Origin of the sequence: Hyphobacterium sp. (genome assembly GCF_965228115.1) — a bacterium.
Taxonomy (GTDB): domain Bacteria; phylum Pseudomonadota; class Alphaproteobacteria; order Caulobacterales; family Maricaulaceae; genus Hyphobacterium.
In genome coordinates this window covers 1,173,798-1,194,485 of sequence record NZ_OZ245794.1, presented here as the reverse complement: position 1 = coordinate 1,194,485, position 20,688 = coordinate 1,173,798, and the positions used below count along the sequence as shown (strand labels likewise).

General features: G+C 59.2%; 27 protein-coding genes. 11 read left to right on the top strand and 16 right to left on the bottom strand.

What is annotated here, in order from left to right; genetic code table 11:
* Nucleotides 1-91: 91 nt before the first annotated feature.
* Genes ACO079_RS06485 through ACO079_RS06470 form a run of 4 tightly spaced genes read left to right on the top strand, consistent with a single transcriptional unit; the run spans nt 92 to nt 1,223 of the window.
* The gene (locus tag ACO079_RS06485; RefSeq protein ID WP_421792686.1) at nt 92-346 is read left to right on the top strand and encodes a hypothetical protein; all 255 of its coding nucleotides are present in this window, start codon (nt 92-94) and stop codon (nt 344-346) included.
* The gene (locus tag ACO079_RS06480) at nt 343-594 is read left to right on the top strand and encodes a hypothetical protein (protein WP_421792685.1); all 252 of its coding nucleotides are present in this window, start codon (nt 343-345) and stop codon (nt 592-594) included. The genes ACO079_RS06485 and ACO079_RS06480 overlap by 4 nt, the downstream gene beginning before the upstream one ends.
* Before the next feature lie 3 nt (nt 595-597).
* On the top strand, nt 598-1,032 hold the full coding sequence (locus ACO079_RS06475) for a hypothetical protein (protein ID WP_421792684.1): 435 nt from the start codon (nt 598-600) through the stop codon (nt 1,030-1,032).
* Entirely contained in the window at nt 1,029-1,223 is a 195-nt protein-coding gene (locus ACO079_RS06470) for a helix-turn-helix transcriptional regulator (RefSeq protein ID WP_421792682.1), read from the top strand. Before ACO079_RS06475 ends, ACO079_RS06470 begins: the two co-directional genes overlap by 4 nt.
* Here ACO079_RS06470 and ACO079_RS06465 read toward each other — a convergent pair.
* The 3 genes from ACO079_RS06465 to ACO079_RS06455 form a co-directional block, all read right to left on the bottom strand.
* Nucleotides 1,220-1,855 carry a TetR/AcrR family transcriptional regulator gene (locus ACO079_RS06465; RefSeq protein WP_421792680.1) on the bottom strand — a complete coding sequence of 212 codons (636 nt, stop codon included), beginning with the start codon at nt 1,853-1,855 and terminating at the stop codon, nt 1,220-1,222. The two genes, ACO079_RS06470 and ACO079_RS06465, sit on opposite strands and share 4 nt — an antisense overlap.
* Nucleotides 1,856-2,016: 161 nt before the next feature.
* A complete protein-coding gene (locus tag ACO079_RS06460) occupies nt 2,017-3,057 on the bottom strand; it encodes a quinone-dependent dihydroorotate dehydrogenase (protein ID WP_421792679.1) in 1,041 nt (346 codons plus the stop codon).
* Nucleotides 3,054-3,404, bottom strand: a complete 351-nt coding sequence (locus ACO079_RS06455; protein ID WP_421792677.1) for a DUF952 domain-containing protein — start codon at nt 3,402-3,404, stop codon at nt 3,054-3,056. Before ACO079_RS06455 ends, ACO079_RS06460 begins: the two co-directional genes overlap by 4 nt.
* Nucleotides 3,405-3,525: 121 nt before the next feature.
* Here ACO079_RS06455 and ACO079_RS06450 point away from each other — a divergent pair, with 121 nt between their 5' ends.
* Together ACO079_RS06450 and ACO079_RS06445 are read left to right on the top strand one after the other, a co-directional pair.
* Nucleotides 3,526-4,152, top strand: coding sequence for a S24 family peptidase (locus ACO079_RS06450; protein WP_421792921.1), 627 nt, complete (start codon nt 3,526-3,528; stop codon nt 4,150-4,152).
* Between the two features lie 192 nt (nt 4,153-4,344).
* The gene (locus ACO079_RS06445) at nt 4,345-4,704 is read left to right on the top strand and encodes a PRC-barrel domain-containing protein (RefSeq protein WP_421792676.1); all 360 of its coding nucleotides are present in this window, start codon (nt 4,345-4,347) and stop codon (nt 4,702-4,704) included.
* Here the strand turns inward: ACO079_RS06445 and ACO079_RS06440 are convergent, their stop codons facing one another.
* From ACO079_RS06440 to ACO079_RS06425, 4 genes are all read right to left on the bottom strand, one after another.
* A complete protein-coding gene (locus ACO079_RS06440; protein ID WP_421792674.1) occupies nt 4,705-4,926 on the bottom strand; it encodes a helix-turn-helix transcriptional regulator in 222 nt (73 codons plus the stop codon).
* Nucleotides 4,927-4,928: 2 nt separating this feature from the next.
* Nucleotides 4,929-5,348 (bottom strand): hypothetical protein, encoded by a 420-nt coding sequence (locus tag ACO079_RS06435; RefSeq protein ID WP_421792672.1) that lies wholly within the window; start codon nt 5,346-5,348, stop codon nt 4,929-4,931.
* Nucleotides 5,349-5,449: 101 nt separating this feature from the next.
* Nucleotides 5,450-7,033, bottom strand: coding sequence for a lysine--tRNA ligase (locus tag ACO079_RS06430; protein ID WP_421792670.1), 1,584 nt, complete (start codon nt 7,031-7,033; stop codon nt 5,450-5,452).
* Nucleotides 7,034-7,128: 95 nt separating this feature from the next.
* Nucleotides 7,129-8,457, bottom strand: coding sequence for an MATE family efflux transporter (locus ACO079_RS06425; protein ID WP_421792668.1), 1,329 nt, complete (start codon nt 8,455-8,457; stop codon nt 7,129-7,131).
* 85 nt (nt 8,458-8,542) lie between these two features.
* Here ACO079_RS06425 and ahr point away from each other — a divergent pair, with 85 nt between their 5' ends.
* On the top strand, nt 8,543-9,559 hold the full coding sequence (gene ahr / locus ACO079_RS06420) for an NADPH-dependent aldehyde reductase Ahr (protein WP_421792666.1): 1,017 nt from the start codon (nt 8,543-8,545) through the stop codon (nt 9,557-9,559).
* Nucleotides 9,560-9,562: 3 nt separating this feature from the next.
* Entirely contained in the window at nt 9,563-10,468 is a 906-nt protein-coding gene (locus ACO079_RS06415) for a histone deacetylase (RefSeq protein ID WP_421792664.1), read from the top strand.
* Here ACO079_RS06415 and ACO079_RS06410 read toward each other — a convergent pair.
* Nucleotides 10,465-10,605 carry a DUF2256 domain-containing protein gene (locus ACO079_RS06410; RefSeq protein WP_421792662.1) on the bottom strand — a complete coding sequence of 47 codons (141 nt, stop codon included), beginning with the start codon at nt 10,603-10,605 and terminating at the stop codon, nt 10,465-10,467. The two genes, ACO079_RS06415 and ACO079_RS06410, sit on opposite strands and share 4 nt — an antisense overlap.
* The gene (locus ACO079_RS06405) at nt 10,586-11,014 is read right to left on the bottom strand and encodes a thiol-disulfide oxidoreductase DCC family protein (protein ID WP_421792660.1); all 429 of its coding nucleotides are present in this window, start codon (nt 11,012-11,014) and stop codon (nt 10,586-10,588) included. The genes ACO079_RS06410 and ACO079_RS06405 overlap by 20 nt, the downstream gene beginning before the upstream one ends.
* A 57-nt stretch (nt 11,015-11,071) precedes the next feature.
* Between ACO079_RS06405 and ACO079_RS06400 the strand changes: the two genes are divergently transcribed.
* Nucleotides 11,072-11,446: an endonuclease domain-containing protein gene (locus ACO079_RS06400; RefSeq protein ID WP_421792658.1), complete on the top strand. Its 375-nt coding sequence runs from the start codon at nt 11,072-11,074 to the stop codon at nt 11,444-11,446.
* A gap of 43 nt (nt 11,447-11,489) precedes the next feature.
* On the opposite strand, the gene ACO079_RS06395 is transcribed toward ACO079_RS06400, so the two are convergent.
* The 5 genes from ACO079_RS06395 to ACO079_RS06375 form a co-directional block, all read right to left on the bottom strand.
* Nucleotides 11,490-11,909, bottom strand: coding sequence for a PaaI family thioesterase (locus tag ACO079_RS06395; protein ID WP_421792656.1), 420 nt, complete (start codon nt 11,907-11,909; stop codon nt 11,490-11,492).
* Nucleotides 11,902-12,396 (bottom strand): PaaI family thioesterase, encoded by a 495-nt coding sequence (locus ACO079_RS06390; RefSeq protein WP_421792654.1) that lies wholly within the window; start codon nt 12,394-12,396, stop codon nt 11,902-11,904. The genes ACO079_RS06395 and ACO079_RS06390 overlap by 8 nt, the downstream gene beginning before the upstream one ends.
* A 52-nt stretch (nt 12,397-12,448) precedes the next feature.
* Nucleotides 12,449-13,282: a response regulator gene (locus ACO079_RS06385; protein WP_421792652.1), complete on the bottom strand. Its 834-nt coding sequence runs from the start codon at nt 13,280-13,282 to the stop codon at nt 12,449-12,451.
* Nucleotides 13,283-13,345: 63 nt separating this feature from the next.
* Nucleotides 13,346-13,690: a DUF6460 domain-containing protein gene (locus ACO079_RS06380; protein ID WP_421792650.1), complete on the bottom strand. Its 345-nt coding sequence runs from the start codon at nt 13,688-13,690 to the stop codon at nt 13,346-13,348.
* A 39-nt stretch (nt 13,691-13,729) separates the two neighbouring features.
* Nucleotides 13,730-14,560 carry a mechanosensitive ion channel family protein gene (locus ACO079_RS06375; protein ID WP_421792648.1) on the bottom strand — a complete coding sequence of 277 codons (831 nt, stop codon included), beginning with the start codon at nt 14,558-14,560 and terminating at the stop codon, nt 13,730-13,732.
* A gap of 137 nt (nt 14,561-14,697) precedes the next feature.
* On the opposite strand from ACO079_RS06375, the gene ACO079_RS06370 reads away from it, so the two are divergent.
* A complete protein-coding gene (locus ACO079_RS06370; RefSeq protein WP_421792647.1) occupies nt 14,698-16,326 on the top strand; it encodes an AbgT family transporter in 1,629 nt (542 codons plus the stop codon).
* Here the strand turns inward: ACO079_RS06370 and ACO079_RS06365 are convergent.
* Nucleotides 16,323-17,597, bottom strand: a complete 1,275-nt coding sequence (locus ACO079_RS06365) for an amidohydrolase family protein (protein ID WP_421792645.1) — start codon at nt 17,595-17,597, stop codon at nt 16,323-16,325. The two genes, ACO079_RS06370 and ACO079_RS06365, sit on opposite strands and share 4 nt — an antisense overlap.
* Before the next feature lie 172 nt (nt 17,598-17,769).
* Between ACO079_RS06365 and ACO079_RS06360 the strand changes: the two genes are divergently transcribed.
* A complete protein-coding gene (locus tag ACO079_RS06360; RefSeq protein ID WP_421792643.1) occupies nt 17,770-19,680 on the top strand; it encodes a peptidoglycan DD-metalloendopeptidase family protein in 1,911 nt (636 codons plus the stop codon).
* Here ACO079_RS06360 and ACO079_RS06355 read toward each other — a convergent pair.
* Nucleotides 19,677-20,627 carry a hypothetical protein gene (locus ACO079_RS06355; protein WP_421792641.1) on the bottom strand — a complete coding sequence of 317 codons (951 nt, stop codon included), beginning with the start codon at nt 20,625-20,627 and terminating at the stop codon, nt 19,677-19,679. The two genes, ACO079_RS06360 and ACO079_RS06355, sit on opposite strands and share 4 nt — an antisense overlap.
* Between the last annotated feature and the right edge of the window lie 61 nt (nt 20,628-20,688).

The window sequence follows — 20,688 nt, the reverse complement described above, 5'->3', positions numbered from 1 at the left end:
CCCTATCATTATACCTGTAAAGGTCACTTAACAAAACGGGGGCTCAAACCCCTGAAGGTCGATTGAAAATAAACGAAGAAGGAATCTCCTCATGACGTCATTTATCCGCAAACTCGTTCTCGTGCTGGCCGGTCTGGCCACCGTTGGGGCCTGGGCCGGTGTGGTCATCACCTACATGTCTACGGACTCGATTGCTGCCTTCACGGTGGCGGTCACAATTGCTGCGATCGCAACGGAAGTCCTGTTCTGGTCGCTGGCAGTGATTGGCGGTTGGACAGCGTTTGCCAACCGCAAGCGGCTATGGCGCCGCCTGACCGGTCAGGCCGCCACAGAGGACCAGGCATGAGTGGCGGCACGACCTGTCCGCCCGCCGGTAGCCAGAGAAAGGCGACACTTATGGGGTTGATCGTGACGATTCTGGCTGCCGGCGGATCTGCCTACGCCGTCAACGGGCTGGTTCATCTTCTGATGGAACTGCCCGCCTTGTTAAACTTTCCGGTCCGCCTTGTGATCACGCTCGCGGCTATCGCAGCAGGTATCACCCTGTTGGGGCTTTACCGTCGGCGGCCCGCACCAAAAATCGAAGGAGTTTGATCCATGGATCTGATGCCGGAAGCCAGCTCGGCCCCGCCGCAGGCGCGCCGCCGTTATGTCTGGCGCTCGCTGATCAGCGGATTTCTGTTTTTGCCGCTCTATCTGGGTTCGCAGATTTACGCGGAAGCGGGTGGAAACCCGACGATTGCCCTCATCGCAGGCTATGCGGGCCTCTTCGCGCTTTTATTCCTTTTGTACGAATTTTACGTGCTGATGCGCCAACTGGACGAGTTGCAACAGCGCATTCATGTCACTGCACTGGCGCTTGGCTTTGGCGCCGTCGTCACGCTGATGACGATCCTCGGTATGAATCTGCAATTATGGAGCGCCGACGCGCTTCCAGGCGATCTGACGGCGTTGGTCACCACGATGGCCGTGCCGCTGGGCTTGGTCTTCTATTACATCGCCTTGCACATTGTGAAACGGCGCTACGAATGAAGAACCGGGTCCGAGAGCTTCGCGGCGAACGCGGATTGAGCCAGCAGGCGCTGGGCGATGCGCTGGGTGTCTCGCGCCAGACGATCATCTCGATCGAGAATGGCAAGTATGATCCGTCTCTGCCGCTGGCGTTTAAAATCGCGCGCCTGTTTGAACTGAAGATCGAAGAGATATTCGATGGTGAAGGCTAGCGCGGCTTCAGCCCGTTCAGGATAATGTCCGCGATGGCATCCGCCATCTTCTCCGCATCGAAATCAGGATCGGTTTCGCGCTGAAAGATTGAATTCAACATCATCTGCTTAATGGCTGGACCAATAAAGGTGAGCACGGCGGAGTCGCGATCGACATCGCGGAATACGCCGGCTTTCACACCCGCGTCGATGAGAGCGGTCACCGCGCTACGGCCTGTCTCGATCACGCGTTGGCGATAGTAAGCGGCGATTTCGGGCGACCGCCCGGCTTCCGTCATCACAAGGCGCGTGGCTGCCGAAACTTCCCGATCGGTGAGTGAGACCAACGCCATTTTCAAAATAGCGCGATAGGCTTTCTCGGGGTCATCGCCGGCGCTGATCTCGGTAAAGGCGGTGGCGGCATTGACGATGGCGCCGGCGGATTGTTCCACCAGCGCCTTCAGCATGGCATCCTTGCTCTCGAAATAGAGATAGACCGCGCCTTTGGAGAGGCCGGCACGCTTGGCGATGTCTTCCACGCGGGCAGCGGCAAAGCCTTTTTCGGTGAAGACCTCCATCGCGGCGGTGAGAATCTCGTCCGGACGGTCTTCCGGTCGGCGGCGGGCGGGGGGAAGGTTGGCATGTGTGTTCATGGCTCTACATATAACTGACCAGTCAGTCAGTTACAAGTGAGTTGAATACATAGGCTGTGAAAATCTATCAACACACGGGAGTTGGTTTAACGGACGGATGACTGGCCAGGGCAGGGCTGGCGAGGTGGTCAGGCACCATTTAGCCCAGCGAGGCAGGCGCCCTAGAGATCTGCGCCAACGGCATCGCCCAGCTTGCTGAACCCATCCGTCTTGAGGCACAGAGCCAGACCCTGATTGATCCGCGAAATCAGGCCAGGGCCTTCATAGACCAGCGCTGAATAAAGCTGAACGACAGACGCCCCGGCGCGTATTTTCGCGTAGGCCGTTTCGGCATTTTCGATACCGCCGACCCCGATAAGCGGAACCGCGCCGTTCAGTGTTTTCGCAAATGCGCGCAGAACCGAGGTGGAGGCGTCAAACAGGGGTCGGCCTGATAATCCACCGGCTTCGGCGCGATCCGCACTTTTGAGGCTTTCCGGGCGCTCGATGGTCGTGTTGGACACGATCAAGGCATCAATTTTGTTTTCGACCGCGCTGGCGGCGATGTCGGCCAGATCTTCATCCTTCAAATCCGGCGCGACTTTCAGGAAGACCGGGGCTGCGCCCTTGGCCGCCATCACCCGCGCCAACAGATCATCGAGCGCTTCCTTGGATTGCAGGGCGCGTAGGCCCGGCGTGTTCGGCGAGGAAATATTGATGGTGAAGAAATCCGCGAGCCCGTCCAGCGCGGTCAACGAGGTGACGTAATCTTCAGTGCGGTCGGTGGAATCCTTGTTGGCCCCCAGATTGACACCGACCACGCCGGGTTTTCCCAGGCGCGATGACAAGCGCTCTTTCAACGCCACCAAGCCCGCATTGTTGAATCCCATCCGGTTGATGACGGCCTCGTCTTGCGACAGGCGGAAAACCCGCGGCTTGGGATTGCCCGCCTGGGGCCGCGGTGTGACTGCCCCGCATTCGACAAAGCCGAAACCGAGCTTCAACAGCGGATCAATCACCTCGCCATTCTTGTCATAGCCTGCCGCCAGCCCTACCGGGTTGGGCAGGCCCAGCCCTGCCAGTGAGGTCTGAAGGATTGGATCAGGCACGATTGTTGGCACAGGCACCAGGCCGGACTTCAACGCTTTCAAGCTCAGCGTATGTGCCAATTCCGGCGGGAAGGCGTGCAGCGCCTTGGTGCCAAGCTTGCCGAGGTCGCTCACGTCGATAAATCCTCCGGCAAAAGCCAGCCACCTTCATCGCCCTTGCGCAACAGGCGCACGGTTCGAACGGCCACCATGGGCAATTCATCATAGAGGTGCGGAAAGAGATCGCCGCCCCGCGATTTTTCCCATTTCAGCTCGGATCCAAAATGATCGGCGTCGATTTCGATCAAGGCCAGCCGGTCAAAATCTGCAAACCATTTTTCCAGCGTTTCCGGCAGTTGAACGGCGGTGGAGAAATGGATGTAGCCATCTTCCAGATCAACGCCTGCGCCCTTGAAAACACCCGCGGCCATCGCTTTCGCCCAGTCGCGGGGGTCAATCAATTTGTAGATCGGATCATTCATCGCAGACTCCCGGTGTTTGGCGGCTTGCGGAAAATATTCCGGCTGGTATTCTATTTATAGTTGTGGTCAAGGAATATATTCCTGTAGTAAGGAGCGACTCAGCTTGAGCGGAATAAACACCATGCTGACCCATAATCAAATCTGGAAGGGTGTTGACCTTCTGGCGGCCAGGTCCGGCTTGACGGCTTCTGGATTGGCAAAAAAAGCCGGTATGGACCCGACCACATTCAACCTCTCCAAGCGCACCAGCGCGGATGGCTCACGTCCCCGCTGGCCCTCGACCGAAAGCATCGCCAAGGCGCTGACCGCGACGCGGATTGGCTTTGAGGAGTTTGCAGCCCTGGCAGCCGGTAGCGCGCAAACCCGGTCGGTCCCGCTGATTGGCCTCGCGCAGGCGGGCGATGCCGGGTTTTTCGACGATGCAGGCTTCCCTGTCGGTCAAGGGTGGGAGGAAGTGACTTTCCCCGGCGTCTCTGATGCCCATGCCTATGCGCTGCAAATCTCCGGTGACTCCATGGCGCCGGTCTATCGCGATGGCGATCGCGTTGTGGTGGCTCCCGGTGAAACACCGCGCAAGGGCGACCGGGTAGTCGTGCGCACGACGGCCGGAGAGGTTCTGGCCAAAGAATTGGTCAGGATCTCCGGCGATGGCATCGAATTGGCCTCATTGAACCCGGACTATCCGGGCCGGACGCTTAAGGCCTCCGACATTGCCTGGATGGCAAGAATTGTATGGGCCAGCCAGTGATCCACCACATCTAGTGTGGCGTATGCATTAACGATCACGGCCAAATCGTCACATTCGGGACACGTCGCTGTCACTGAAAAGTCGTCGAATCACTGGCGTTAGAGACTTGCGCCAAGGCTCAAATCAGGTCCCCGGCGTTTGGGTCTGGCCGTGGCGCTTGATTGATTTGCCACTCTAGAAAGGAGTTCGGCCATGTCTATCCTCCCCCGTATCTCTTCCGCCACTGCCCTGCATGGGATTCCCGTTGTCAGCCCGTCCGGCCGCAAGCTGGGTATGATGGACGATGTTGTCGTCGGCGTTGCCACCGGCCGCGTCATGCACGCCGTTGTCGTGCTGGACCAACCCAGCGAGCTGGGCGAACGCTACTACGCTGTGCCGTGGGAAGCGCTGACCTTTGATCCGGCCTATGACCGCTGTGTGCTGAATGTTCCGATCGAAACGCTGCGCACCGCTCCGGCTTTCCCGACCCCGGATGCGGTCAACGATGCCGACCCGCGCTTGCGACGCATGCTGAACGAGCATTTTGGCGATTATCGCCCGGCAGCCGCCTGATCAATCAGACTCTGGATACTGGAAGGCCTCTTCCAGTGGCACTTTGAACACATTTGCAATCTGGAAGGCCACTTCCAGAGACGGGGAATATTTCCCCTGCTCAATCGCGATAATGGTCTGACGGGTCACGCCGACCCGTTTGGCCAGTTCGGCTTGCGTCATCTCCTTTGAGTGAAAGCGCAATTCGCGCAGCCGGTTGGTGATGCGTGTGGGTTTACCCATGACTACACCCCCCGGCGGTAATCGATCAGCTTGGACACCGACTTCACCAGCTCTGAGACAACAAGACCGGCCAGCGCAGCATGGGCAATCCAGAATACCGACGCGCCTGCCAATGCCAGACCCAGCGTAGAAAACAGGGCAACCGCCATAACGAATCCGCCGTACTGATCGCCGCGCAGTTCAATCAGACGGTCGCGTTCATCAGCCGTATCAGCATCCTTGGGAGACAGGATTGCGATCACGATATGCGCGATGATGGACAGGATGACCATCAACACGACAGCCCCGAACAGGCGTACATTGTCCGCCACCTCCGGCACACCATTGGCCAGCGCTCCACCTATCGTGTTGGCGAAGTAAAGACCGTAGACGATGACCGTTACGGCCAGCAGCACCCAGGTGCTCTTCTCTCTGAAACTCATGTCAAACCTCATCGACCTCATGTTAGTAATTATTGACATGACAGGATGTAAAAAATCATCGACCGAATGTCAAACATTATAAACACAAGTGAGAGGCAGGGCTATTCTGCCACCATTTCCCCAGCCAGCCCCTTCTCAATCAGGGCAATGGTTTCCGGGATGCCATAGATGGCCACAAAACCGCCAAAGCGCGGCCCCTGGCTCTGGCCCAGAAGGACTTCATAGAGGCCTTTGAACCAGTCACGCAGATTGTCAAAGGGCTGTTCCTTGCCGGCGGCATAGACCTCGGTCTGGATCAGTTCGGCGTCCTTTTCCGCCGGGTCCAGAGCTTTCAAACGCGCAATCAGATCCAGCATGGCGGCGCGCTCGACCTCACTGGCCTCGCGATAGACTTTCGAGGGCGCCACGAAGTCCTCGTAATAAGCCACAGCGCGCTCTGCCAGACCGTCCAGCGCGGGGTCAGTTTCCGGTGTCGCTTCCGGCGCATAATTCGAAAGGAAGGCCCACAGTGTTGCCTTGTCATGCGCCCCGGCGACCGACGCCAGATTCAACAACATCGCAAAGCTGACCGGCGTGCCTTCCGCTGGCGGTTGGCCGTCATGAATATGCCAGACCGGGTTCTCCAGCCGCTTGGCTTCGTCCTGCGTCTGATAGGCCGCCAGATGTTGATAATATTCATCCACCGCCTTGGGGATGACATCGAAATAAAGCCGTTTGGCGGTGCGGGGCTTGGTGAAATTATAAAGCGACAGGCTTTCCTGCGTGCCATAACGCAGCCACTCTTCCACCGACAGGCCATTGCCCTTCGACTTGGAGATTTTCTCGCCCTGCTCATCCAGGAAAAGCTCATAGACAAACTGCACCGGCGGCTCGACGCCCAGGATCCGGCAGATGCGCGAATAGATCGGCGCATTGGCCTGATGGTCCTTGCCGAACATTTCAAAATCCACGCCCAGCGCCGCCCACCGCATGCCGAAATCCGGCTTCCATTGCAGTTTCACATTCCCGCCAGTCACGGGAAGCGTGACATCCTCGCCATCCTCATCGGTGAAGGTGATGGTGCCGTCGGCAGGATTGGTCGCTTTCATCGGCACATAAAGTACATGGCCCGTCTTGGGCGAGATCGGCAGGAAGGGCGAATAGGTCGCCTGCCGTTCTGCGCCCAGGGTGGGCAGCATGACTTTCATGATGTCATCGTATTTTTCCAGAGCGCGAAGGAGCACCTCGTCAAACGCGCCGGACCGGTATTGTTCGGTCGCGGAATAAAAATCGTAGTCGAACCCGAATCCGTCGAGGAAGGCGCGCAGGCGCGCATTATTGTGCTGGGCAAAGCCTTCATGCGTGCCGAACGGGTCCGGCACATCGGTCAGCGGCTTTTGTAAGTATTGCTGCAGCAAGTCCTGTTGCGGCACGTTGGCGGGAACCTTGCGCATCCCGTCCATATCGTCGGAAAAACAGATCAGCCGCGTCGGGATTTTATCATCGGTCAGCACGCGGAAGGCATGGCGCACCATCGAGGTGCGGGCGACCTCTCCGAACGTGCCCATATGCGGCAGGCCGGACGGGCCATAACCGGTCTCAAAAATCACCTCATCCTTGCCGGACTTTTCCACCCTTTTGAGGATCTGCCGCGCGAGCTCGAACGGCCAGGCTTTGGCGTTGGCGGCTTGGGCAGACAGGGACATGGAGCAGGCTTTCTTAGACAAGGAAAAATAGACCGCGCGACTTAGCGCTGATGGGCCGTTCCGGCAAGGGGACGGTTCGAACGCCGCGTTGCCTATTATTCCGCCAGACGCCGTTCGAGCGCCGGATATTGGACGGCGAGGGTCAGGGCGCGAGCGGCATAATAAATCAGGAAGGCGATCCAGACGCCCTGATTGCCCAGCCAGGGCGAGAGGAGAAAATCGGCGGCCAGGTAGATTATGACGGCGGCAATCGCGGAATTGCGCAGCATGGCGCCTCTGGTCGCGCCAATGAAAATGCCGTCGAAAATCCACGCCATAGCGCCAATCAGCGGTGCAAAGGCGCAATAGGGCAAAAAGTCGATGGCGGCTTGCCGCGCATCTTCATCGCCAATGACCAGGGTCAGCGCTTCATCCCCCCAGGCCAGCAGCACGGCCGCAAAGATCGCTCCTGCGACCAGCGCCTGTTCGGAGGTAAGGATCAGAGCCCGCCGCAAGCGCGGCACGGAGTTCTGTCCCACCGCGCGCCCGGCTTCGGTTTCCGACACAAAGGCAAACGCGTCGAGCACGAAGGCGGTGATGGTGATCACCTGCAAGAGGACATGATTGCCCGCCAGTACAGCATCGCTCTGGCGAGCGCCTGCATTGGCAAACCAGGTGAAACCGATATTCATCGCCCAGGTGCGGATCATCAGGTTGAGATTGATGTCCACCATTTTGCGCAAGGCGGCGGGTTCCAGAAGGGCGGTGCGGTTCATGACGTTTGGCCGCCAACCGCCCCGGCCTGCGATGACGCGCACCACGAAGAACAGCCCGAGCGCGAAGCCGGACCATTCCGCAATCGCGGTGGCCGCGCCAACGCCGCCAGCAGCAAAGCCCAATCCCATGACAAACCAGATATCCAGGATGATATTCACCGCGCTGATGACGCCATGAATGATCAGGGTTTCGGTCGACCGGCCCAGCCCGATCAGCCAGCCGGTAATGGCAAACACCCCAAACGCCCCGATCGCCCCCCAGGAGCGTGCATAGAAGTAATGCGCGCCATTGGTCTCGACGGCCTCTCCGCCCTGCAGGATGAAAAAGCCGAACGCACCAATCGGATATTGCGCGACCATGATCACCGCGCCGATCGCCAGCCCCAGCACCATGGCGCGCACCAGCGAGCGCTGCACCTCGTCTTCATCGCCCGCGCCATCGGCCTGGGAGGTCAGGCCGGTTGTGCCCATGCGCAGGAAATAGAAACTCCAATAGACGATGGAGAAGAGGGCCGCCCCCAGCGCCACCCCGCCGAGATCGGTTTCATCCCCGGCAATACCCAGGACGAAGGTATCAACCACGCCGGCCAGTGGTATCGCTGCATTGGCGAAAACCAACGGCCAGGCGCGCAGCAAGACATCCTTGCGGGAGAGGGTGGCAGGATCCATCGCTGCGGGTTAGCCGCGCGAAAGGTGGGACGCAATCGCGACTTGCCTATATGCTGATCACAATAGTTTGCGGGGAGTGACCCAGATGATCCAGGCATGGGCGGCAAAAGAACAGGGCGCAGCGCTGGAGCGGTATGAGTATGATCCCGGTCCGCTTCCGGCGGATGAGGTCGAAATCGCCGTGGAAAGCTGTGGGCTGTGTCATTCCGACGTGTCGCTGATCGATAATGAGTGGTTCGTTTCGCAATACCCGCTGGTGCCCGGCCATGAAGTGGTCGGCGTGGTGGAAAGCGTTGGGTCTGCGGTTACGCATCTGAAAGCGGGCGACCGGGTGGGCGTGGGCTGGTATGCGCATTCCTGCCTGACCTGCCATCCCTGCATGAGTGGCGATCACAATATGTGCGGGGATGCCAAGGGCGTGGCGGCGGCCCATCAAGGCCGGTATGGCGGATTTGCCGACAAGGTGCGCGCCCAAGCCGCCTGGGCCGTCAAGCTGCCGGACGGTGTGGATGCGGACAAAGCCGGGCCGTTGTTTTGTGGCGGCATTACCGTGTTCAATCCGATTGTTCAGAACAATATCAAGCCGACCGACAAGGTGGGCGTGATCGGCATTGGCGGGCTGGGCCACTTGGCAGTGAAATTCTTGAAAGCCTGGGGCTGTGAAGTCACCGCCTTTACCTCCACCGGAGCCAAGGCCGAAGAAGCCCGTGCCATGGGTGCACACCGCATCGTCAACAGCCGCGATGAAGACGCGCTGAAGGCTGAAAAAGGCCGCTATGACATGGTGCTCTCAACCGTGAATGTGCCGCTGAAATGGTCGCGCTATATCTCGGCCCTCGCGCCGCGTGGAAAGCTGCACATGGTGGGCGCGGTGATGGAGCCAATGCCCGTCGCGGCCGGCATGTTGATGGATAATCAGCGCAGCGTAACGGGCTCGTCTGTCGGGGCGCCCGCCACGATTGCGACCATGCTGGAATTCTGCGCGCGTCATGACATTACCGCCCAGACCGAGCATCTGCCCATGTCCAGGATCAACGAAGCCATCGACCGGTTGAAGAAAGGCGATGTGCGCTATCGCTTTGTTCTGGAAAACGATTTCTAGGCTTTGACGCCGCTTGTGTTTCATCCGCTTTACGTCGCGGCAGACGTGCCCGCGACGCATCGCTTTCCCATGGGAAAGTATCGCGCCGTCGCCGAGGCGCTGGTGCGCGAGGGCGTGGTGACCTCGATGGAAGATTATCACCAGCCCATGATGGCGCCGGAAAACTGGCTGACGCTGGCGCATAATCCCGCCTATGTGGCGGGCGTTTTAAGCCAGACGCTGGATGAGGCGACACAGCGCAAGATCGGCTTTAAAGTCACCAAATTTATAGAACACCGCACGCGATCGTCTGTGGCCGGCACCGTGCTGGCCGCGCGCCTCGCGCTGGAACATGGCGTGGCGGGCAATCTGGCGGGTGGCTCTCACCATGCCATGCCCGAAGGCGGGGCGGGTTTCTGCGTGTTCAATGATGTCGGCGTGGCCGGGCGGCTTTTGCTGGATGAAGGCTCGGTTTCGAAAATTCTGATCGTGGATCTGGATGTGCATCAGGGCGATGGCACGGCAAAGATTTTCGCGAACGAGCCGCGTGCGTTCACCTTCTCCCTGCATTGCGAGAAAAACTGGCCGCGCCGCAAAGTGCCGAGCGATCTTGATATCGGTCTGGAAGAAGGCACGGGCGACGAGGCTTATCTGCGCACGCTGGCCGACACCCTGCCGGGACTATTGGAGCAGGAAAAACCGGATCTCGTTTTCTTCAATGCGGGGGTGGACCCGCATCGCGAGGACCGGCTGGGGCTCTTAGACTTGTCTGATGAAGGTCTCGCCAAACGCGAAGCCTATGTGATCGACACCGTCAAAAGCGCGGGCGTGCCGCTTTGCGTCGTCATGGGCGGTGGCTATTCGCGGGATGTTACGGCGCTGGCGAAGCGCCATGCGCTGGCGTTTGGTGAAGTGGTAAAGGCAGTTTAGCGCGCGCCCGCACACCGCTTTGAGCAGTATTTCACATTCTCCCAATCGCGTTCCCATTTCTTGCGCCAGGTAAATGGGCGGCCACAGGTTACGCAGACTTTGCTGGGCAGATCGGCTTTAGATTTCGCACGCGCCATCGGCACATTTCCGGCGCGGCCGGTAAGGGGCCAGCAAGCGATAAATTTTATCCAGCGGCCACTTGATGACCGGCGGGCGGCTGATCGCCGCCAGCCATTCAAAACCGGGGCTGCGTTCCCAGATGGCAATGAAAGCATCCCAACCGGTCACCAGTGTGCCATCCGCCTTGCGGACCCAGAGCGCATCCAATGCCGCCTTGCGGTCGACATCTTCCGGGATATCGCCATTCACATCGTGCAGGATGACATTGCCCTGGCCCCGGCGCTCATAGACTTTCATCTCATGAACGCAAAAAGGGCAAAGCCCGTCATAATAGGCGGTGACTGGATCGTTTTTCATGACCCGAAAGTTAGGGCGCGCGGTCGCTCCGGCAAATGCGGCAGGATGACCTGCGGCGAGCTGGCTCATGCGGCATCCATCAAATTTCCCTCTCCCCTCTTGAGGGGGAGAGGGTAGGGTGAGGGGGTGAGACATCCCCACCGCGATAAGGCCCGCAAATTAAGGCGCGATCAGACAGATGCTGAAGGCAAGCTCTGGTACTTGCTGCGCAATCGAAATCTGGCCGGTCGGAAATTCAAGCGGCAGCTTCCGGTCGGCCCCTTTATCGCTGACTTCGCCTGTCTGGAATTAAAACTGATCATCGAAGCTGATGGCGGCCAACACGCCGATCAGAAAAGTTATGATGATGAACGCACGGCTTGGTTGGAAAGTAAAGGCTGGCGTGTTTTGCGGTTCTGGAACCACGACATTCTGACCAATTTGGACGGCGTAGCAGAGAGCATTCTTGAGGCCATCCGCTTTCTGGAAATGAACCCCTCACCCTCGAAACCGGATCAATGATCCGCTTTCTCTTCCCTCTCCCCTTAAAAGGGGCGAGGGAATGCTAACTAGTTGTTACCGGTTCCGGCTTGATCAGGAAGTGGCCATGAAGCGTCGCAACCGGCGCTTCGCGGCGGCCTTGCCAGGCCTCGACACGCACATTCGCCACTCGCGAGCCTGACCGGCCAATCAGGGCACGGGCATAAACATCGACGGGACGCGCCGGGCGAAGGTAATCCACCGCCACATCAATCGGTTTGGGAAGGCGGATGAGCTTTTGTTGCGCTAAAAGCGCGCCGGAGCCGACGACTTCCATAAACGCACCAACGGCGCCGCCATGCAGGGCCGGCACGAGCGGGTTTCCGACGAGGTGTTCTTCATACGGGAGGACACCGGTCAACTCATCGCCCTTGCGTTCGAATTTGATACCGAATTTGGCCACATAGGGCACTTCCAGGAGGTCCTGGATCAATTGCTCACTCACGGATCATCTCCCCGGTCTCAATGATTTTCCGTGCTTTTTCGGCGGCTTCCTTGGACGGACGCGTCACCATGAAAGCGGCAGACGCCATCGCCACCGGATCGCTTTCATCGCCGTCATGAGCGGTGGCCCGGACAAAGGCGATGAGGCCATGCGCGCGGATACATTCCGCTTCCGCGATAATGTCATTGCCCGGTTCCGCCGGTCGCATGTAGTCGATCCGAAGATCCAGCGTGGCGGGTGTTTCCTTGGCGCCGAGGCCGGAGAAAGCGGCCACGCCGCAGGCATGATCGAGCAGGGCAGTGACCACACCCCCATGCAGGACGCCGGTTTCCGGATCACCGATCAGATCTTCGCGATAGGGCGCGCGCATTGTCGCCCGGCCCGGGCCGAGGCCATCCAGCGCAAGGCCCAGGGCCTGAGCATGGGGTGACCCATCCACAATCAGCGGCGCAAGCCGGTTGAGGAGTTCCTGAAGGGATTCAGACATGCCTGTGTCCTAAAATACGGATCCCAGACATAGGCGGGAAAGGCGCGGGACGCTAGGCTTTCAAAAGCCGCATACGCACCACTTCTTCCAGCCCGTTGACCACGGCAAGCTGGACTTGCGCATTCGCCGAACGGGACTGTTCCAACTGAACCAGAGCCGCGCGGTGCATTTCCACGATCTCGTTTTCTGACGGGCCGAATTCATTGACCGCTGTCAGATAGCGTTTGAGTGACACCGACACCCGGCGCGCATGCGGGCAGCCATCACGGGCGACTTCAACAGCCAGCGCATAGCACGCATTGCGGGCCGCCGAGAGGGCATCAATCAACCCGTCCTCGACATCACGCTGGCGTTTGAAATTGGGTTGGCGGTGGGCGTTTTCATTGCGCGGACGACGGCGGCGGTCCGGTCCGGAAAAGCGTGTTTCTTTGACAAAACGGCGCGGCATGGCCGCAGTTTCAACCCGCGTCAGAAGGTTTTTGACCGACAATGGTTTGCGAAGAAATTCGCTGATCCCGCTATCGCGGGCGCGTTCGACATCGGTCCGGGTAGCGTGCTGGCTGGTCAGGACGATGGGCACATCCCTGTAAGCCGGGTTATCGCTGCCGCGAATATCGCGCACCAGGGATAGCCCGCTGCGGTGATCGGTTTGACCGCCTTCCCAGTCGGCCAGCACCATGCCCGGTAGATCGGCTTCGATCGCCGCATGGGCCTCTTTGCGATTTGTCGCGATGATAATGTTCCGGGCTCCGGCGTTTTTGAGTGAGCCGGCGATGAGGCGGCGCATCAGCGCCCCCGTTTCATAGACCAGCACCGGGCGGTCACGCCACGTGTCACCGGTCGACGACCAGTGAGCAAATGTATCGATGGCTGTGGCTGCGCCCATACACCCCTCCAAAGCGCGTTATCCTTAAGACAGCGCTCCGGAACTATCGAGCAAAACCAGGGATTAGGGTGAACGCTTCCCTAATGAGCGAACGATGTGGATGACGATCCAGATCGGCACGACGAGCACTGCGCCGAGCAAGAGGTACTCAAAGGACCAGCGGACCAAATCTACAGATATACTGAGGAATTCAGACCAAGCCTCGCCGATCGTTCCGAAAAAATCGACCCATAAGCGGCGTGGATCAACGCGGAAGGCCGCCAGCACAAGACCGACGATTACGGAAATCAATGCCACGCGCAAAAGATCGCCCGGCGTTATCGATAACAGACGCTGAATCCGCGTTTTCCGTTCAGGCGGCGGCCCGGCGTCGGTCGTCTTTGACGAGGTATTCTGTGACTGTGTCATGCGGTGAAACTCGCAAGCGAATAGGGCGCGAATGTGGCGCTAAGCGTCCTTTGAAATTTCCACAGCGTGTGGGTAGGGGATTTCGATATCATTCTTGTCGAAGGCTTCCTTCACGCCTTTCATGGCATCAAAATAGACCCCCCAATAATCGGACGTATCGGCCCAGGCCCGGGCGGTCAGATCGATTGAGGATTCGCCATGGGCTTTCACGCCAATAAAAAATTCCGGTTCCTTATGGACACGATCATCGGCGTCGAAATGGGCGCGGACAACATCCATCGCCTTGTCGATGTCGTCGTCATAGGAAATCGAGAAGGTGAAATCGACACGCCGGGTCGGCTTGACGGTGTAGTTGGTGATGACATCGCCCCAGGCCTGACCATTTGGAACAATGATGGTTTTGTTGTCCGGCGTGGCAAGCTCGGTTGTGAAGAGGTTGATGTCCTTCACCGTGCCGGACACGCCTGCGACCTCGACGAAATCACCCAGGGAATAGGGCCGGAAGAAAACCAGCATGACGCCGGAGGCGACATTCGACAGCGTGCCTTGCAGGGCGAGGCCGACCGCAAAGGCCGCCGCACCGATGGCCGCGACCAGTGAGGTCGTTTCAACGCCGAAGCGGTTCAGAACCGCGATGAAAACCACCAACAGGATGGCATAGCGCGCGATAGAGGCGAAAAAATTCGCCAGCGTATCGTCGATCCGGGGGTTTTGTTGGGAAATCCGGATGACCGTGCGTTTGACGGCACCTGCCACCATGTAACCGATGATCAGGATCAGCAGAGCCAACAGCACGTTGACGCCACCATTCATGACGATTTCCGTAATCTGATTGATGAATTCCTGATTGTCGCCGAGCAACTGGTCCATGGCCAAGCCTCCCCGTTATTACCCCTGTTGCAGGTCTGATTATCATGACTTTTCGAAGGTGCAAGCCAGTTCCAGCCCCGCTTGCGATTCCCGAAAGCCCTGTTAACCCTTAACCGTCTGAAAATCAGGGGAGAGACATGGCGGCGGATACAACACCCGAACACCCGGAAGCCCAAAAGGGGATTCTCGGCTGGATAGAACGGACGGGAAATGCGCTGCCCGATCCGGTTTTCATCTTCTTTTATCTGATCCTCGCGCTGATCGTAATCAGCGTTGTGTTGGCTTTTGTCGGCACATCGGTTCAGCTTAATGCCGAGGTGCTAGCCGGCCTGGGCGAATCTGGCCGTGCCCGGTTCGGGATCGGGGAAGACGGGATCATTTCAGTAGCCAGCTTGTTGAACCCGGCCAATCTTCAACAGCTCCTGACGCAAATGCCCACGACCTTCACACACTTCCACCCGCTAGGTTATGTGCTGGTTGTGATGCTGGGAGCGGGTGTGGCGGAACGTGCCGGACTGTTCGGAACCGCCATGCGGGCCGGTGTCCGCAACGCGCCGAAATTTCTGCTGACGCCGGTGGTGGCGCTGATCGCCATGATCGGCAACCACGCTGCCGACGCGGGATATGTGGTGTTGATTCCGCTGGCGGGTGTCCTGTTTGCTGCGGCGGGCCGTCACCCGATTGCCGGTATCGCCGCCGGCTTTGCCGGGGTGTCTGGTGGCTTCTCGGCCAATATCGCGCCGGGCCAGCTGGATGCACTTCTGTTCGGGATTACCCAGGCCGGTGTGGACCTCATCAACCCCGGCTATGAGGTGAATATTGCCGGGAACACCTATTTCATCATCGGTCTTCTGGTCCTTTATCTTCCGATCATCTGGTATGTGACCGACCGCGTTATCGAGCCGCGGCTTGGCCCCTGGACGGGCGGCGCAGCGCCTGGCGCAGCGGGAGAGGACGATGATCCAAACGCACCGCTAACCGATGGGCAGAAGAAGGGCTTACTCTGGGCTGGCCTTGCCGTTCTGGCGGTTGCGGTGGTTTGGGCCTTCCTGACATTGGGGCCGGGCACTCCGCTGTTTAATGAAGGGGCTGCCGATGCGGTGACAGGATTATCGCCGTTCTTCAATTCGCTGGTCGCGGGATTTTTCATTCTGTTCCTCGCAGCAGGCACGGCTTATGGAGCCGCTGCCGGGACCATTAAAAACCATCGAGACCTTGTCGACATGATGTCCAAGGCGATGGGCGATATGGCCTACTATCTGGTTCTGGCGTTCGCCGCAGCACATTTCGTGGCGATGTTCGGCTGGTCGAATCTGGGCCTGATCACCGCTGTCACAGGCGCGGGCGTGATTGAATCCTCCGGCCTGCCCTTGCCGCTCGTGCTGGCGTTGTTGGTGCTATTGACCGGGTTCATCAATTTGTTCGTGGGATCAGCCAGTGCGAAATGGGCGCTGTTGGCACCGGTCTTCGTGCCCATGTTCATGCTTCTGGGCGTGTCGCCTGAAGCGACAACGGCAGCCTACCGGGTTGGCGATTCTGCGACCAATATCATCACGCCGCTGATGGTCTATTTCCCGCTGATCCTTGTCTTTGCGCGCCGCTGGGTGTCTGGCTTCGGTCTAGGCAGCCTGACAGCGATCATGGTGCCGTATTCGGTGTTGATGATGATCGTCGGCTTCCTGATGATGCTGGGCTGGGTCTATCTGGGTTGGCCGCTGGGGCCGGGTGCCAGCGTTGAATACGTGGCACCCCTGGCCGGCAGCTAGTCTGCGGCGGGCGCTTCCAGGCGCTCACCCGCCTTGATGCGGAGGCTGATCTGGCGCAGGGCCGTGAGGTCCTGCGACGGATCCGCGTTCAGCGACAGAAAATCGGCTTCGCATCCGGTTTCGAAACAGCCGATCCGCCGGTCCGGGAACAGATAGGCGCCGGTCTGGAACACAGCGGTCAGGGCCTCGGCATTGGTCATGCCGCCGGTGCCGTACATGTGTTCGATTTCATCGAAAATGCCGTATCCGGCATCCGTGCCCGTGAGGATTGGCACGCCGGCATCCTGCAAAGTTCGCAGATTGTCAGCTTGTAGCTGGTACATTTGCTGGCGGATTTCTTCCGGGGCCGCTTCGTCCGGGTTTTGAACCTGGTTGTAGGAGTAAACCGACCGCGCCAGCCAGAATGTCGGAACCGCCAGACTGCCGGCTTCTGCGGCAAGGGCCGCGGCTTCCGGGCTGATGCGGCGGATTTCGATCTCCTCGACTTCTGTCTGAGCGGCATGACCCGGTATATGCGCGAACATGTCAACGCCGGCGCGGGCCGCCACTTCAAAATCATGCCCCGTCTCAACATGGACCGCGACAGGAAGGCCGCGCGCATGGGCCGCTTCGATCAGATAGGCATAGTTGTCCGGGTTCAGGCCACGCTCGGCGCCATAGCTGTCATCATCGCGCCGGGTTTCATATTCCTGCGAATACAAGAGGTAGGTTTTGACAAAGTCGGCCTGTTGTTCGGCCAGCAAATCCAGTGCGGCATCAATTTGTGCTGGCGTCCGGCCATAGTGAAACGCGTCACCAAGAAAGTCCTCGATCGGGATGTTCGGATAGACAAACTCCCGGAGTGTCACCGTGTAGAGCGGTTCCGGGTGACCCCCAGGCTCGGTAATCCCGCCATAGGATGTGCGCACATCATAGGTGTCGCGGCGGGCATAGTATTCGCGTGCGCCATCAGAACTGGCGCGTCCCAGAAGATTGGGATTCCAGACATAAAACACGCCCTGTTCCAGAAACTGCCAGCCGCCAGCATCGTTTGGATTTGTGATATGATGATGCGCATTTGCATAGGCTGGAACGACATATCCGCCTTCCAGATCAATCACGCTGTCAGGGGTGCCGGACACATCAATGAAATGTCCGTCCTCCACGGCGAGGGTACGTGTCTCGAAACCTGACCCGTTCCAGACATGACCGTTGACATAATGGGTGATCTCGGCGCCCGCTGCTCCCGCAATCGCGGTGGCCGCCAGCAAACTTGAAACAATCGACCGCATGGTTTTTTCCTTTTCGTTGAAACGATTAAAACTGGGGCAAAAACCCCAAGCGGCGAGGGGGAATAAACACGATTCAATCCCGAGGGACGATGTTCGGGATCACGGGATTTTTAACGTCACGGCCCTTGTCGCAGCTGATGGAACGGGTCACGGTATGAGGGGGAGATTGATCATGTTTTTTCGCAGTCTTGTCTGCGCCGGCCTGCTGGCGGTCATGGCACCGGCTTACAGTCAGACCCTGGATCCACGGCCAAGGCCGGGGGCTCTTCATCCCCCCATCAATTACGCAGAAATTGACCGGCAGATCGCCATCAACATGGAAAAACTGGGCCTGGAGCGCCCGCAATTGCAGGACCCCGAACAGCTTCGAGCGAGTTTTGATCGACTGGTTTTTCCTGTGCGGGCTTCGGCGAATGCCGAAATATACCAGGTCCACCTGATGTCGAACTTCGTTGATCGGAATCTGGCCACTGCTGGACAATTGCAAGACTGGTCCTGCGGCACGCGAACCTACGATACGATCACCGGCTATAATCATGCCGGTATCGATATCTCGCTCGCAGCGTTTCGCGGTCATTCGATGACAGAAGGCTGGGGCGAAGTGATCGCAGCTGCGCCGGGAGTGATCATCAATCGCGGCGATGGGGCGGCCGACCGGAATTGCCTGGGCCTGCATGCCAGTCCAGCGGCTAATTTTGTTACGGTCCTTCAGGATGATGGCGTCACCGCTTATTACTGGCATCTTTCCAGAGGAACGCTGACAGAGAAACCGATTGGCCAGCGGGTCGAAGCGGGCGAATATCTGGGTGAGGTCGGAAGTTCGGGCCTTTCCGGAGCGCCGCATCTTCATTTCGAACTGCGCCATCCGGATATTCCTGATTTCGTTGTTGATGCCTATGCCGGCACTTGCGGCGAAGCGACAACCCTTTGGCAGCATCAGCCCGACTACATTGATACGCGGATCACGGCGGTTTTTGCGCATGATGCGGCGCCGGTGATTCCGCCCTCGTTTTGCGACTCCGAAATCCCCAACATTCGTGACGTCATCCTGCCGGGCGCGCGCATGTATATGGGGCTCTATGCAAGCGATACCCAGGCCGGGACCACGGCACGCCTGTCGCTGCGCGACCCTTCCGGAAATGAGGTCTCAAGTCAGGATTTCGAGCCTCAACCGGCCTTCGCTGTCCGCGAGGAATATCTGGCCGTCTATCAAATGCCTGAGGATGCACAGACAGGCGGCTGGGTGATCCGGGCGGAACATGGCAACGAGGTTCGTGAAAGTGCCTTTTATGTCGGCGAATTACCGGATGATACCGGGCGGATTGTAACGGCTGTCCTTCCTTCCAGCAGATCCGTGACTTCCGGACAACCGGCCACCGTTTTCGCAACCGTGCTGAACCCAAGCAGTGCAGCGGCGCGCGGGTGCTGGATAGCGCCAGCTGCGCCACTGGCAGCCGGGTTTAACTATCGTGAGACAGATCCGGCTACCAACGCCGTGACGGGCGATCGAAACGCTGTTTTCGACATCGCGCCGGGCTCATCGCGAAGTTTTATTCTTGAAGTCACGCCGCGCGCCGAGGCCGTCTCTACCGCGCTGGATCTCGGTTTCCGCTTCAAATGCGACTTTATCGATGCAGCAGATATCCGCTCGGGTATCAATACGCTGGTCTTGTCTTTCGAACCAACGCCGACACCTGATCTGATCGCGATTGCGGTCACGCCAAGCTCTGATGGCATTTTGCGGCTGGCCGATTCCAGCGCGGGTTCGGCATTTGCGACCGCGGTGTCCAATGTTGGTGCGGAAGGTGAGTTGACCGTAAGGCCGTCCGGGACAGGTCTGGCGAACTCGCTGCGTTTACGCCTTTGCGAAACGGATCCGGCGACGGGAGCCTGTCTGGCTGCGCCTGCCGAAAGTCTCACGCGGACCTTCGCGTCGAATGAAACCGCCAGTTTTGCGGTTTTTGCCCGCGGGCTGGGCGAGGCGGTTGCGTTTTCGCCTGCTGCCAACCGGATTCGGCTGACAGCGACCGATAGCGAGGGTGTGACACGCGGTTCAACCAGTGTGGCAGTGCGGACAGATTAGGTCGCTGCCACAACAGCCGCTGCCGACGCGGACGTGGCGGCGATGACGGCGGCTTGCGTGGCCAGGATAGCCGCATAATCGGCGGCTGCTGCCCCCGGCGTTTTCAAGCCGGTCATGGTCGCGGCCAGCCGCACGGCCAAACGGCCTCTTGTCATGCCGTGAACGCGCGGCCGCATATTGCCGATGAACTCATCGGCCATCAGCAAGGCATCGCCCGCATCGGAACCGTCTTCCACCTGGGCCGCCAGCATGGCGAGGCTGGTCCATCCCGCCCTCTGGCGCAGGCCGCGGCGCTGTTGCACAGCTATGTTGAGGGCGGTCCAGGCCGATGTGAAATCATCGATCTGCGGGTCCGTGACCGCCACGAGGAAGCGGGCGTCGTTGCAGATGCGTTTGGGGGCACCTGCGGCGTTCAGCGCGGCATCCGCGCGTTCCAGCCGTTCGAGCGCCGTCTCAGGCGTTTCGCCTGTGGCGGCCATCAGCGCCGCGAAGGTTTCCTCATCTGCCGCTTTGCGCCGCCACCAGGGCGCAGCAATCGCTTCGAGAATGTCGAAATACATGCCCGTTTGGGAGAAATTACCTCCCGCACACAGCATAACCAGGGCCGCTCGGGAACCGGCGGCATAAAGACGGCGGCCACCCCGGCGTTTGCGCTCGGTTTCGAGCGCTTCCATGAGTTTGACCAGTCCGCCGCCATCGCGTCTCGCCGCTGCCAGAGCGGCACCATAGACCAGACGCAGCGAGGATGACGGCGCGCGCATTTTCGAGCGTGCGGCGTTGATCGCCTCGCGCTCCCGCAGAGTGCGTCTCACAAGTGTTTCTGGATCATCCTCGACCGAGAGCCCGGCCATAGCTGCGAACCGGGCCTGAGCCCGTTCGGATCGTTTGGTGGCCGCAAAAAAAGCGGATTGCAGCGCTTCAAAGCGCTCGATGGCCGCATGTGCCATGACTGTCCCTCACACATCTGCGCTCCCCCGAGCCCGGTCTTTCTAGCAGACAGGACGCTGA

Bases quoted from the DNA above. Each gene is read 5' to 3' on its own strand.
- ACO079_RS06485 (WP_421792686.1), top strand. From the start codon at position 92: ATGACGTCATTTATCCGCAAACTCGTTCTCGTGCTGGCCGGTCTGGCC.
- ACO079_RS06480 (WP_421792685.1), top strand. From the start codon at position 343: ATGAGTGGCGGCACGACCTGTCCGCCCGCCGGTAGCCAGAGAAAGGCG.
- ACO079_RS06475 (WP_421792684.1), top strand. From the start codon at position 598: ATGGATCTGATGCCGGAAGCCAGCTCGGCCCCGCCGCAGGCGCGCCGC.
- ACO079_RS06470 (WP_421792682.1), top strand. From the start codon at position 1,029: ATGAAGAACCGGGTCCGAGAGCTTCGCGGCGAACGCGGATTGAGCCAG.
- ACO079_RS06465 (WP_421792680.1), bottom strand. From the start codon at position 1,855: ATGAACACACATGCCAACCTTCCCCCCGCCCGCCGCCGACCGGAAGAC.
- ACO079_RS06455 (WP_421792677.1), bottom strand. From the start codon at position 3,404: ATGAATGATCCGATCTACAAATTGATTGACCCCCGCGACTGGGCGAAA.
- ACO079_RS06450 (WP_421792921.1), top strand. From the start codon at position 3,526: ATGCTGACCCATAATCAAATCTGGAAGGGTGTTGACCTTCTGGCGGCC.
- ACO079_RS06445 (WP_421792676.1), top strand. From the start codon at position 4,345: ATGTCTATCCTCCCCCGTATCTCTTCCGCCACTGCCCTGCATGGGATT.
- ACO079_RS06440 (WP_421792674.1), bottom strand. From the start codon at position 4,926: ATGGGTAAACCCACACGCATCACCAACCGGCTGCGCGAATTGCGCTTT.
- ACO079_RS06435 (WP_421792672.1), bottom strand. From the start codon at position 5,348: ATGAGTTTCAGAGAGAAGAGCACCTGGGTGCTGCTGGCCGTAACGGTC.
- ACO079_RS06430 (WP_421792670.1), bottom strand. From the start codon at position 7,033: ATGTCCCTGTCTGCCCAAGCCGCCAACGCCAAAGCCTGGCCGTTCGAG.
- ACO079_RS06425 (WP_421792668.1), bottom strand. From the start codon at position 8,457: ATGGATCCTGCCACCCTCTCCCGCAAGGATGTCTTGCTGCGCGCCTGG.
- ahr (WP_421792666.1), top strand. From the start codon at position 8,543: ATGATCCAGGCATGGGCGGCAAAAGAACAGGGCGCAGCGCTGGAGCGG.
- ACO079_RS06410 (WP_421792662.1), bottom strand. From the start codon at position 10,605: ATGGCGCGTGCGAAATCTAAAGCCGATCTGCCCAGCAAAGTCTGCGTA.
- ACO079_RS06405 (WP_421792660.1), bottom strand. From the start codon at position 11,014: ATGAGCCAGCTCGCCGCAGGTCATCCTGCCGCATTTGCCGGAGCGACC.
- ACO079_RS06390 (WP_421792654.1), bottom strand. From the start codon at position 12,396: ATGTCTGAATCCCTTCAGGAACTCCTCAACCGGCTTGCGCCGCTGATT.
- ACO079_RS06385 (WP_421792652.1), bottom strand. From the start codon at position 13,282: ATGGGCGCAGCCACAGCCATCGATACATTTGCTCACTGGTCGTCGACC.
- ACO079_RS06380 (WP_421792650.1), bottom strand. From the start codon at position 13,690: ATGACACAGTCACAGAATACCTCGTCAAAGACGACCGACGCCGGGCCG.
- ACO079_RS06375 (WP_421792648.1), bottom strand. From the start codon at position 14,560: ATGGACCAGTTGCTCGGCGACAATCAGGAATTCATCAATCAGATTACG.
- ACO079_RS06370 (WP_421792647.1), top strand. From the start codon at position 14,698: ATGGCGGCGGATACAACACCCGAACACCCGGAAGCCCAAAAGGGGATT.
- ACO079_RS06365 (WP_421792645.1), bottom strand. From the start codon at position 17,597: ATGCGGTCGATTGTTTCAAGTTTGCTGGCGGCCACCGCGATTGCGGGA.
- ACO079_RS06360 (WP_421792643.1), top strand. From the start codon at position 17,770: ATGTTTTTTCGCAGTCTTGTCTGCGCCGGCCTGCTGGCGGTCATGGCA.
- ACO079_RS06355 (WP_421792641.1), bottom strand. From the start codon at position 20,627: ATGGCACATGCGGCCATCGAGCGCTTTGAAGCGCTGCAATCCGCTTTT.